Origin of the sequence: Endozoicomonas sp. ALB032, assembly GCF_049310125.1 — a bacterium.
GTDB lineage: Bacteria > Pseudomonadota > Gammaproteobacteria > Pseudomonadales > Endozoicomonadaceae > Endozoicomonas_A.
The window spans coordinates 1,226,661-1,238,758 of sequence record NZ_JBLYNW010000001.1 but is presented as its reverse complement, the minus strand read 5'-3'; the positions used below and the strand labels follow the sequence as shown (position 1 = coordinate 1,238,758).

The window sequence follows — 12,098 nt, the reverse complement described above, 5'->3', positions numbered from 1 at the left end:
AATGGTTGAGTCAATAGCGTGAACCTTCTACAAGAAAAAGTAGGAAAAAGTAAGAGGAAGGAAAATCTGCGACAAATTCTTGGGCATGCCGGCGAGGATATAAGGGGTTGGCTCACTGTGTATGCCACCCTTGCTGCAAGCGTGAGGCATTTATATACCACATAATGGGCAGCTTCGAGGATGTTCTGCTCTCGCTTTACTTAAACACAGTGTGCAAAACCAGTGGTACACACAAGCTGATGCTCCAGGGTATTGGACTTGGTTTAAACAAATTGCACAACTTTCAGCCAAAAGATAAAAGCTTGCGTAGTCAACAAAATATGAAAACACGTAAGTAACAATTCCATAGCCAAAAGAATGACCTAAAATGTACAATGTATTCAACCAGCTCTTTTCTCTCTCGTTATCAGCTTCCAGAAAATGTAAGTTCAAGATGTAATCTTGCAACGCTGATTTAATATCAGGCTCATTGCTATGGTAAAGTTCAAAGTACCCATGCTGTAAATTACAAATATTTAACAGCTGGGTTTTTGCTCGTTTGTTACCCATGTTGATAGTCATAAACTTACTGAGCCCTTCTCCCGTCACTACGTTTAGACTGTATTTTGATAAAAATTCAACTTGCAATAACTTCTCGGGATTCTTTAGCTCAATGCAAACATTTGTTAAAACAAACCTGTTAAGAACACTAACTGCTTTTTCCTCTTTTTCTAAATTTTTATCTTTATTTGACATGCATGAAGTTTCAAACCACCAATCCCCTTTTTGACCATATATTGAATCTAAATGCATGAGTTTATGCTCTGATGATATGTTTTTTAAATCTATGCTTAACTTTAATTTTCCGTCAATAGAAACAGGGTAAATAATTGAATTGTTCAATAACTGAATGCAGCCTGACTTATTTTCACTTTGCAATAATGTTTTATTCAGTAATTCAAATTCTAAAATGATGCCATAGGCATAATTACTTTTAATAATTTTTGGTTTCAGTGATCTGGAATTACGATCAAGATGTCTTGAAGCAAATATTTTATCAATCAGGTAGACTTTCGTAAGAATTGTTGAAATTACTGACAACGTCGTAAGGTGAAAAGGCCTGACATTTTGATCGAATCCCAGATTATAGTGCTTCTTAAGCTGTAAGTAATTAATGGTTGTTATAACTGGGAGCAATACACAATTAATTCTCACAATATTCTCTATGTGAATTTCTTCGAAATAAGCAAACAAAGTGCTTGAGTAAAAACATAGGCAAAAGATAAGTAAACGCATTTTTATTTACTAAATAAAAAGTGTTCAGAGTATATAGCAAAGCCTAAAAAAAAATCCAGCCGACTGCTTTGGCATTAGTCGGAAGAAGTGTGAAAGTTTTTTCTATTTTTCCAGTGGATGATTCACGAGCCAAAAGCCACGCTAGCAGCCTGTCGGACTTAAGACTGTCCTACTGCGGTTGCAATAAATTGGTCTAAAAATCTCTGTTTCTTCGTCAAATAGCTCGCTATTCTCCTCAGAAACAGAGATTTTTATCCTCAATTTCTTGCAATCCTCGCTACGGACGCTTAAGTCCGACAGGCTGCTAGCCTTCACTGTGATCGGAGGTAGCGCTATTTTAGTAGCTCTATTCTCGTTCGAAATTCTATCAACATTGGCCCTGACGGCAGGGCTGCAGGATAACAATTACAGGAAAAGGGTTGGCATGTTGCGTTCGCCACCCTTGCTGCAAAGGTTACAGGTTCTAAAAAACAAGCTCGCTTCTGGGTGAAATTTTGTCTCGCATTTTTATAACTTGTTTTTGCTTAGACTCTTCATTAATGAAACTTCTGCTTAATAATTGTCGTGTTTCTAAAGGAAGCTGATCATGCCAGATATCAGGATCTTCAGATAAAGTTTTTGCATCAGACTCGTTGAAATCATCTGAGAGGCAAGCATTGTTAAACTTATAAGTTAACTCGTAATATTTATCGTTTGGAGCGCCACATTTCATTTTCAACTGTATTTTTGATAAAAATAGTGCAGCATTGATAAGGCGTGATGATGGAGGCTGATAAAAACGTGTTCCTTTTTTATGGACGCTATCAAAATCGATTAATTTTATTTTATTTTTCAGACAAATCATATTTTCAGGTTTGAAATCCATTTGCGTAACACTTATCGACTCAAGATGATTTAAAATCTCAAGAACTTGGAAAATAATTTCATGAAATTGTGAAACTGATAATTTTGAGAAGTTTTCATCTAAAAATTGATAGAGGTTGCTTTTCCCTAATTCCATCACAATATACATTTTGTCATCTTCTTCCAGAACGCCAAAGTATTCAACAATATTAGGGTGGGGATTGGCTATTAAGGTTTTTATCGTCTTTTTCTCATCAATAGCATTCTCCGCTTTCCAACCTATCAAAGGAATAACTTTTATGGCTATATCACATTTACGTTCAGTTACGCACTTTGACCGATACACATCACCGCATGCGCCACCATCAATTTTATCTTTAAACTCGAACATATGAGCTTTTGGTATACATCCCTGTGCAAAGCCATGAAAACACTTATCTTCACTTTTACTGTGTACATCAATTTTTATCCTTTTAGAGGGTAAGCCTGAAATATCCATATTAACTCCCTGATTTAATTCATCCCTGTGGCACAGACTCTGAAACTGGCGTCATGTTGCAATCAATAACGAATGCTACTAAAACATGAAAAACCATTTGAACCCAATAAACATATTGGATTCAAATGGCTGCGTAATAACAGGCGATTTGATAGGATTTCCAATGTCAGAACTCATCTTTTTTGGATGGTTTTAATGCGCAAGCTACCTTTTCTGCTGCATTTTCTCCATTATCCCTGTTGTATAAACGTGTTTTCATAACATCAGAACTAATATCAATTTTCATTACACGCCCAGCGAGATAATCAAAATATAATTCATGAGAAGCTCGCTTGCTTAATAGCTCTTTGGCTTGATCTACAGTCATTGGAGCAGGATCATAGTGGAGCATTCCCAATCCTTGAGGTTTAGCTCTATTATAAAGAGCTGCCAGTAGTTCAGCTTTATCAAGAGTGCTTATATTCACTCTATTATGAGCAAAAACTATATCGCAAGTTTCAGATACAGCCTCCGCACTAATTGCCAGTGTTGCCATCAATATCATTAGCGTAAATTTATTTTTCATGGACTCTAGACCCTTTTGTGAAACCTTATAAAAATTAGACAACACCCAGCCCAGAAGGTTCCAAATAAAAATGACCATCATCAAAGCAACCAAAGAAACAAGTCCATAGATCATGGTTGGAAGCTGGTTAAAGTTTTTGTCACCAGATACGGTGGGTTTTCGATATAACAGGAGGTCTTTTGCTATTGCATGTTGGTTGTTTATGTCATTCTTGTTTAAAACCAGACAGAAACCATCAACATCATAGAATACACTCATCATAGGCGCAGGAGCCCTGTCAGCTATCTATAGTCTGCAACCGAAAGATGGCTAAATCGCCGGGGCTCTTGTCTTTTTTAAATCGAACTCAAGTTCAATGAGCGCATTGCTGGGAAAGGCCCGATAACATGAAGCAAGGTATTCGGTTAGTGTTAGTCCTGGTTACCATGATGCTCCCTTGTACAGGCTATTCCGGAGATGACAGATACGACGCTTACCTGCCTTTGGCAGAATTAGCGCTCATGCAAATGTTCAAAACCTTTATAGGGGGGGGCTCCTCCAGAAGCCTTTTCAATCTTGAAGAGGTTTCATTATGGTCATTTAACAGGGATCACCATTCATCTGACGGATTTCTGGGAATTGACGAGCAGACTGTTGATGGTGAGCTGAGAGTGACCGCCAGGTTCCAAATTACTGCAGTGAATACTCCCCCTGATATGAGACTTCGACCATCAAATTTCATTGAAATGGGGGCCAGGAGTAAGGCTTACTTTACGTCTGTTTTGCAATTGTTGACTGAATATTTTCGGACGCACTTCAACACTGATAAAGTTTATTATCTGGGCCGAGCCAATCTTGATCGTAATCAAGGATCAGCAGTAGTCGAAGGCCCTGATTATCATAATTATGATAGTGACTGTGCTTTGGGTGGATTTAGTGACAGCAGTGATGATGAAGGAAAAGCTTCTGAAGAAGATACTGAAGCTGGAGCAAGCAAAAAAAAGTACAAATGTTATGACCATTCACATATTGATGTCTGTAGTTTATCTGAAACTCCTGAATATTGGGATGCTGAAATGATGATCAACATGAAAAAAGGCACTATCACTTACAAAGCCTTACTGCTTTATTCAGGTTTTCTCAGGCCTGCTTTTGGACCAGAACCAAGCAGCCCTAAACGAAATGATAGTGGTGAAGAATATCGTGAAATCGGAGATCTGATTGAACAGACACGTCAATGTATTGATCTATACAACGGCGGGCTCGATGAAGGGCTAAGCGAGTATCTGCCACATGAGCCAACCCCTCCGTCTCAGGATTGATGGCACCTTTTTTGATTCATGACTCTCAATAACCAGATGCTTTCGCCCGTTGCTGCCCGCAGCGGTGCGGCCTAACCAGGCGTTTTCGTCCCGCCAGAGCGTAAGCTTCAGACAACCACGAGATGTTGCTATCACAAGTTGGAAAAGGTGCTGCAAATTGGGTTTTGCGGGTGTGCTGACCTCGATGATATAGATGAAATTATCAAAGGCCATCCTCTGTATCACGAGCTTCATGGGAAACCTGCCCTCTGCCCGATAGAAGCAGCTTCAGGATCGCCTCTTTATAAACGACTAGCTTCCGTTACTAATCGCGCCAAAGCGATGGCGCAATTATGGCGCAATTAGATATAATACGCCATAATCGCGCCAAAGAGCTTCAAAGTTGCATCACATTCATGAATACTCTCGATGATTTATACCAGGCTATCATGCAAGCCAACAAGCCAGTCTCTATCTCTGAACTGCTTGCTGCTCACCCAAATCTTACCCGCCGAACAACCCAGCGCTGGTTAAACAGTTTACTGGCCGAAAGCAAGATTACTGCTCTTGGTGAGGGACGGGGCAGGCAATATCAGGTATTTAGTCTATCTCAGGCAAATCAGGATAATGATCAATCTGACGAATTTCCTGCATTTATTCCACTGTCGCCAGACAGTAAGGATATTCTGTCTTATATAGAGCAACCTGTCGAAGCCCGACAACCCATTGGATACCAGCGAGAATTTCTGGACATATACCAGCCCAACAACACCTACTACTTATCAGCTCCCATACGCCATCAGCTCTGGCGCATGGGCGACACTAAGCAAACATCACAACCCGCTGGCACATACGGTCGTGCAATTCTGAACCGTTTCCTGATTGACTTATCCTGGGCATCCAGTCATCTGGAGGGTAATACCTACAGCCGTCTTGATACTGTTCGGCTTATAGAAGACGGTCATGCAGCTCAGGGAAAGGCAGCTATCGAGACACAGATGATTCTGAATCATAAAACAGCCATAGAGTTGCTGGTTGATAATGCAGAAACCGCATCATACAACCGCTTTACGCTACTAAACCTTCACAGTTTACTGTCCGAAAACCTGTTGCCTAACCCTGCTGATGAAGGACGAATTCGACAGCATCAGGTAGAAATAGGTAAAAGTGTTTTCAGGCCATTGGCTGGCGAAGTCATTATCAGTGAACTGCTTGATATTCTGTTGCAAAAAGCCAGTCAGATTGAAGATCCGTTTGAGCAGTCTTTTTTCATGATGGTCCACCTGCCCTATCTGCAACCTTTTGCTGACGTGAACAAACGGACATCACGTCTGGCAGTTAACCTGCCATTAATCCGGGCCAATCTCTGCCCTCTTACTTTTCTGGATGTACCGGAACAGGCCTATAGCTGTGCGACTCTAGGCGTCTATGAAATGACCCGGATTGAATTGTTACGTGATCTCTATCTATGGGCTTATGAACGCTCAACGCAGGAATATCTGGCGATCAAACAACAACTGGCTGAGCCTGATCCCCTGCGACTTAAACATCGGGACTTGGTTAAAAAAACGGTTAAAGAAATAGTTCTCACTCCGGATTCCGATCCTGTAGATCTGATTAAAGCCCTGTTACCAGAAGAGATTGAAGAAGCCTCACGCTCAGATTTGTCATCGCTGATTATTGAAGAACTACGTCGTTTACACGAAGGTGTATTAGCCCGTTACGGTTTAAGACCATCCCAGTTTAAACACTGGCAGGAAGTACAAAAAGAAAGTTAAACTGATCAGCTGGCAAGGGCTGACCGATCAGATTGGATGCTGGTTTCAACTGAATAAACCTTTATTAGCCCGCCAGGTTTCACGTAACTGTTTACCTATCAGCTTTTGAGTATCAGCCTTGATGTCGAACAATCCGGCCTGATCGCTCCAGCTTTGCACAGACTCAACCACTTGCTCGATCACTCGTCTGGCTTGATTCCAGTTTGCAAAATTTGCCTGGCTGGCCAGTTTCTGTATGACCTCTAGTGGCGGCTGGGAACCGTATCCCATATAGGCTGTCATGTGGTTGTTGTAGGGTGTTGGGCTGAAAGTTACGTCATAAAAAGGTGCCAGTGACCAACGACCATGGTCATCCATTAAAAAAGACCAGTTTTTCGTATGGTCATCCTGATTCATAGCAAACAAGTTGAACATGGCCCTGGCAAATTGCTCCTGTGCCACTGCCGGATTCTGGCACAATATCTGGCTCACTTTCAGCAAATCCTCATAATCCATTGAGGGTTGCCGAAAATCGGCATCCATAAGACCACACAGTGTTTGCATATGAAAATGCCCTTGCTGAGACGGGTGGTCTGAACAATCAAATCGCTTCAATGCCAGCCAGGCTTTTGCACCAGAGTTTCCAGTATCATGAATAAGGTGCCATTGCGGTGTCGTCAATCCAGCTCGTTTTGCCAGAGTTAACCAGAGTGCTTCACACAGGCTTTCTTCATGCCCGAGGGGAAGACTCTTGGCAGTAAATTTTACCAACCAGGGGGTTAGGTGACTTTGTGGCTTAATGCTGACATAGCGGGCATTATCGGAATCAAGCCATACCGATACCTTGGGTCTGGCCCCCCCCGAACCACCAGCCTGAGCCAGGACAGGTAATATATCTTCAGTCTCACCTTCAAAAACCTGTTGAGCCTCCTGTCCCAACAGCGCAATGTCTGATAAGGAGTGATCATTCTCAGTGGCATGATCCATAGCCGGTGTATAACTCAGGCTACCCATCCCTCTCTCACCGATGAATGCCAAACGATCCATCGGGGTTACCTGATGTGGAAGTATGCCCTGTTGTCGGAAGGCTCTATCCATCAACAGCAAGCCCCAGCCATCAGGCAGAGAATCGGCAAAAACTCCCTGTAACCCTTGGTGTGGCTGCCTGGGCCCGCGACTCAAGGTAGCTTCAAAGGGCAAGGTGAAAGGAGACAAACTATGAAAACGACTGAGATAGCTCTCATCATATTGAAAGAAAATACCCTGTTGATTCTGAGCCAACTCACCGACTTTATGCTTTGTCCCGTCACTGAACCTGCGATGTACACTGAGTTTTCGAACCCTCATGTTTTTAATACCTCGCTGATACTGGCAGGCATAGACTCGGCTTTTTCTGTCAATGCAACCAGGGCTTCCAGCTGATCAACCGCCTGCCAGAGCAAAATGAACTGCCGCAACGATATTTGCCCGGTTGATTCAAATTTTTTGATCGTTGATGCTGGCACAGAACTCCGCTCTGCCAGACTCTGTCGGGACCATTTTTTTGCCTTTCTTCTGTCCATAACCGCAGTGGCCAGCTGCTGCTGAACATCAGTGGGTGTTAATAATGACAATAAGCTCATAGTGAGTCACATCCATGAAATATGGATACTATTATAGCTTCTTTTAGGTAAAATACGAGATTTTAGACATTACTGTATCCAATCAAATTGAAAGAAAACTATCATCAGAATGAGCAACCCATCTACGAACTGAGTTCTTTCCGTTACCTGATTGAGCAATACCCTGTTAAAAACGCTACAGTGACCCAGTTACGCAAATATTGAGATGACAAACTAATGGCAACAAACTACGGCCAAACCTGGTGGGGCGAACAATGGCTGTTAGCCTTTAACGGCATTGATTACAGCAACCGTCTGCCCCGTGGGCGCCGCTATGCCGGTAATGGCTCGGTATCCAACATTGAGCTTAAAGGCACCTCAACTCATGCAGATGTTCGGGGAAGACGACCAAGGCCCTACAAGGTCAAGGTTCATCTACCGGGTTTTACCACCAACCAGCAACAAAGCATTTTAATGGCCGTCAGCCAGAGCCCGGCCCTGCTCGCTAAATTACTGAACCGGCAACTCCCCGCTCAGATGCTGACGTTGATGGAAAAACAGAACATCCCCCTGTTTCCCAAACACTGGGATGATATGAAAGCCAGCTGTTCCTGTCCTGACTGGGCAATGCCATGCAAACATATTGCCGCCGTCATCTATCTGATCGCCAATGAGATTGATAAAGACCCGTTTATGGTGTTCAAGCTTCACGGTATGGATTTACCCAAAGCTATTGAAAAACAAACCGGCATGTCCCTGGCGAAGGCCGACACACCGCCACAGGTGATGTCTTTCTGGCAGCACGAGCCTGTGTCTGAAGACTGGCAGTTGCCAAAAACCCCAACCTTTGAGTTGCTGGATCTGGCCACCATTGAGCCATTGGGTGAGAGGATTCAGGGCATTCTCACACCAAAACCCTTGTTTTATGGCAAAGAATTTAAAACCGTATTGACTGACTTTTACAAACGCAGTGCCCGTTATGTCAGCCAATACGAAAAACAACAGGCGACGGAAAATACGCTGGATATTGCTGACTTCAGCCTGACCCAGCTGGTGATCGACAAGAATGGCTGTTTCCACTCAGCCCGAAGCAAAGATAATGGACAGTCTGTATCGGAACCGAACGAATGGATCAGTCTGCTGGCATCGTTACGCAATATTCACAGCCCTGAACGTAGCCGATATTTTCACAAAGCCCTGCTCTGGCAATGGCTTTATCGTCTGAGTGTCAAGCTGGTGCAGCAACATGCTTCTATTCCGGCCGTCTTTATGCAACAGGATGACCTGACGCTGATACAGTGGCAACCAGCACTGCTCAGTGAACCGGTGAAAAACCAGCTACAGATATTCTACGACGTGTGTCCACCGGATTTCGTGGTATTAGAAACAACGCAGAAAAACCGCAAAAAACCTCAGCTGCATTATGCAGACAGCCAAACCCAGATCCATCTGGCCATCAACGCCGTCATCAGCTTCTTTATGGAACAGGCCATGGAAGCAGCGCCCGATAAATACTGGGAAGAAGATATCTGTCGTCTGTTTTTTGCCAGATCACCCTGCCTGTTTAACCAGTTTGAAACGCTGGCTTACCCCAAGGTCATTCGCAACTGGCTAAACCGGCTATCACTGGGAGAGCGGGCGCACCGTCTGCACCTGCTGGTGGAAGAAGTGGATAGCCCGGAAGCAGATGACCAGATAGCTGACCAGCTATCGGTAGATATCAGGGTTGAACAGAAGCAGACCATGTTGATGCTGCCCGAACTGTTTAAGGAGGGTTCATTATCTGAAACCAAAGTAAGCGTGCTGACCGACCTGGCATTACTGGCAGATTATATGCCTGCTATAGAACAGCTTTACCAGACCCAAAAAAAACACCGCCCGCTGCATTACACACTTCAGGCCTTCACACCCATATTCAGGGAAACCCTCCCTGCCCTGCAAATGCTGGGTATTCAGCTGGTACTGCCCAAACGACTGCAAAAGCTGGTGTACCCTCAGCTCAGTTTGTCATTGTCAAAAAGTGACAGTGATAATGCCGTCAGTTATATGAACCTTGACCAGCTTTTGCAGTTTAACTGGCAAGTGGCTTTGGGCGACCAGCGCATTGAGGTCAACGAGTTTAACCAGTTGCTTCAGGGCGCCGACGGTCTGGTTAAAATGCTGGATCAATACGTCATGCTGGATGACAGCAAATTGCAGCAACTGCTTAAAAAACTCGATAATTTACCGGAAACCCTGTCACGCACCGATCTGTTAAAAGCCGGACTGTCTGGTGAACTGGATGGCGCCAAAGTGGATTTAGGCGACAGTGCCAGACAACTGTTTGAAGAGCTGCTCAAAGGCGAACCCGCACCTCTGCCTGCAAGCCTGAATGCTGAACTACGCCCCTATCAGCAGCGTGGCTACGAATGGATGGCGCAAAATGCCCGCATTGGTTTTGGTTCACTATTGGCCGATGACATGGGTCTGGGTAAAACCCTGCAAGTCATTGCCCTGCTGTTACACCAGCAAGAAAACGGCCAGCTTGATCAACAAAAAGCCCTGGTGGTGGCCCCTACTTCCCTGCTGACCAACTGGCGCAAAGAGATTGAACGCTTTGCCCCGGATTTAAGCGTGCAGGTCTATCACGGCAGCAAACGACAGTTAAAAATCAGTGACCATGACGTAATTCTCACCAGCTACGGCCTTATCCGCACCGACAGTGCGGCACTGGCCAAACCACGCTGGCGCACATTGGTCATTGATGAAGCCCAGAACATTAAAAACCCTGGCACCCAGCAGACCAAAGCCATCAAAAAGCTGAAATCCGATATCCGTATTGGCATGAGCGGCACACCGGTTGAAAACCGCCTGCGGGAATACTGGAGCGTGTTCGATTTCACCAATAAAGGTTATCTTGGCACCCAGAAGAAGTTTCAGGAAGAACTGGCCACCCCCATTGAGAAAGACCGTGACCAGAACTGCCTGGACCGCTTTCGCAAACTCACCAGCCCATTTATTCTCAGACGACTGAAGACGGATAAAACCATCATCAGCGACCTGCCAGATAAAGTAGAAAGCAACCGCTTCTGCAACCTCAGCAAACAGCAGGCATCCCTTTACCAGAGTACGGTTAACAGCATTATGAAAGACCTGCACTCCAGTGAAGAAGGGATTGAACGCAAAGGCATTATTTTCAAACTGCTCAACGCGTTAAAGCAGATATGTAATGCACCGGCGCAATTCCTGAACCACGACCAGGCCAGTGTCGAAGAGTCCGGAAAACTGGCGCTGTTTATGGAGCTGATGCGTGAGGCTATGGATGCTGATGAGAAAGTGCTTATTTTTACTCAGTACACGACCATGGGGGAGTTACTGGTGAATACGCTGCAACAGGAAATGACCCTGGATGTCCCTTTCCTGCACGGTGGCCTGTCCCGGAAGAAACGGGACGAAATCGTCGAAGACTTTCAAAAGAATGGACACACCCGTGCCATGATCCTGTCCCTGAAAGCCGGAGGTACCGGTTTAAATCTCACTGCGGCCAGCCAGGTTATTCACTACGATCTCTGGTGGAACCCGGCGGTAGAAGCCCAGGCCACCGACCGGGCTTACCGTATTGGCCAGAAACGCAATGTCCAGGTGCATCGCCTGATTACTGAAAACACCTTTGAAGAAAAAATCGATGCCATGATTCAGGGCAAGAAAGAACTGGCCAACCTGACAGTTGCCAGTGGCGAACAGTGGATTACCGAGTTGTCGGACCAGGAAATCAAGGAGCTGGTGTCATTGGGGTGACTAGTGCAACCAAGCTCTGATATGTACCCCCTCTCGCTCCCATGCAGAGAGGGTGCCGCAAAACTCCAACCACTCGTTCCCACGCTGTGAGGGTGTCGCAAAACTTCAACAGCTCGTTCTCACGCTCTGAAGTCGTCATTCCCGCGAAGGCGGGAATCCATCGCCAACGGTGGATCTCTGCCTTCTCGGGGATGACAAGGCCAGGGGGACACCGGGCAGTATGGTTCTGGTGGTGAGTCAGTGTGGATTCCCGCCTTCGCGGGAATGACGAGAATGAAGCCGGCAATGACGGGAGTCAGCGCGTTCCCACGCCGGAGAGAGTTTTGCGACACCCTCGCTGTGCGTGGGAATGCATATCTCCTCCCCTGAACAGCGGACTCTGAGGCGCGAGATAGGTATGGGTTCCCACGCTGGGACCCACAGGGCCTAAAAGCATGGGAACCAGAGTTTTGTGAAAGCCTCTCTGCGTGGGAACGAGTGGGCTGTATGGATATCAGGGCT

General features: G+C 45.1%; 9 protein-coding genes. 3 read left to right on the top strand and 6 right to left on the bottom strand.

The window, feature by feature from the left end:
* Nucleotides 1-150 precede the first annotated feature (150 nt).
* The 3 genes from ACO6VG_RS03885 to ACO6VG_RS03875 all read right to left on the bottom strand — a co-directional run bounded on the left by ACO6VG_RS03885 (nucleotide 151) and on the right by ACO6VG_RS03875 (nucleotide 3,443).
* Nucleotides 151-1,194: a hypothetical protein gene (locus ACO6VG_RS03885; protein ID WP_422472813.1), complete on the bottom strand. Its 1,044-nt coding sequence runs from the start codon at nucleotides 1,192-1,194 to the stop codon at nucleotides 151-153.
* Nucleotides 1,195-1,738: 544 nt separating this feature from the next.
* Nucleotides 1,739-2,617 (bottom strand): protein kinase domain-containing protein, encoded by an 879-nt coding sequence (locus tag ACO6VG_RS03880; protein WP_422472811.1) that lies wholly within the window; start codon nucleotides 2,615-2,617, stop codon nucleotides 1,739-1,741.
* A gap of 166 nt (nucleotides 2,618-2,783) precedes the next feature.
* Nucleotides 2,784-3,443: a hypothetical protein gene (locus ACO6VG_RS03875; protein ID WP_422472809.1), complete on the bottom strand. Its 660-nt coding sequence runs from the start codon at nucleotides 3,441-3,443 to the stop codon at nucleotides 2,784-2,786.
* Between the two features lie 389 nt (nucleotides 3,444-3,832).
* Here ACO6VG_RS03875 and ACO6VG_RS03870 point away from each other — a divergent pair, with 389 nt between their 5' ends.
* Both ACO6VG_RS03870 and ACO6VG_RS03865 read left to right on the top strand, forming a co-directional pair.
* The gene (locus ACO6VG_RS03870) at nucleotides 3,833-4,483 is read left to right on the top strand and encodes a hypothetical protein (protein ID WP_422472807.1); all 651 of its coding nucleotides are present in this window, start codon (nucleotides 3,833-3,835) and stop codon (nucleotides 4,481-4,483) included.
* A 332-nt stretch (nucleotides 4,484-4,815) separates the two neighbouring features.
* Nucleotides 4,816-6,240 carry a Fic family protein gene (locus ACO6VG_RS03865; protein ID WP_422135670.1) on the top strand — a complete coding sequence of 475 codons (1,425 nt, stop codon included), beginning with the start codon at nucleotides 4,816-4,818 and terminating at the stop codon, nucleotides 6,238-6,240.
* Nucleotides 6,241-6,285: 45 nt separating this feature from the next.
* Here the strand turns inward: ACO6VG_RS03865 and ACO6VG_RS03860 are convergent, their stop codons facing one another.
* Together ACO6VG_RS03860 and ACO6VG_RS03855 are read right to left on the bottom strand one after the other, a co-directional pair.
* On the bottom strand, nucleotides 6,286-7,566 hold the full coding sequence (locus tag ACO6VG_RS03860; protein ID WP_422139145.1) for a type II toxin-antitoxin system HipA family toxin: 1,281 nt from the start codon (nucleotides 7,564-7,566) through the stop codon (nucleotides 6,286-6,288).
* Nucleotides 7,563-7,841, bottom strand: a complete 279-nt coding sequence (locus ACO6VG_RS03855) for a transcriptional regulator (protein ID WP_422135668.1) — start codon at nucleotides 7,839-7,841, stop codon at nucleotides 7,563-7,565. The genes ACO6VG_RS03860 and ACO6VG_RS03855 overlap by 4 nt, the downstream gene beginning before the upstream one ends.
* Nucleotides 7,842-8,057: 216 nt before the next feature.
* On the opposite strand from ACO6VG_RS03855, the gene ACO6VG_RS03850 reads away from it, so the two are divergent.
* Nucleotides 8,058-11,597, top strand: coding sequence for an SNF2-related protein (locus tag ACO6VG_RS03850; protein ID WP_422139144.1), 3,540 nt, complete (start codon nucleotides 8,058-8,060; stop codon nucleotides 11,595-11,597).
* A gap of 119 nt (nucleotides 11,598-11,716) precedes the next feature.
* On the opposite strand, the gene ACO6VG_RS03845 is transcribed toward ACO6VG_RS03850, so the two are convergent.
* A complete protein-coding gene (locus ACO6VG_RS03845; protein ID WP_422135666.1) occupies nucleotides 11,717-11,929 on the bottom strand; it encodes a hypothetical protein in 213 nt (70 codons plus the stop codon).
* Between the last annotated feature and the right edge of the window lie 169 nt (nucleotides 11,930-12,098).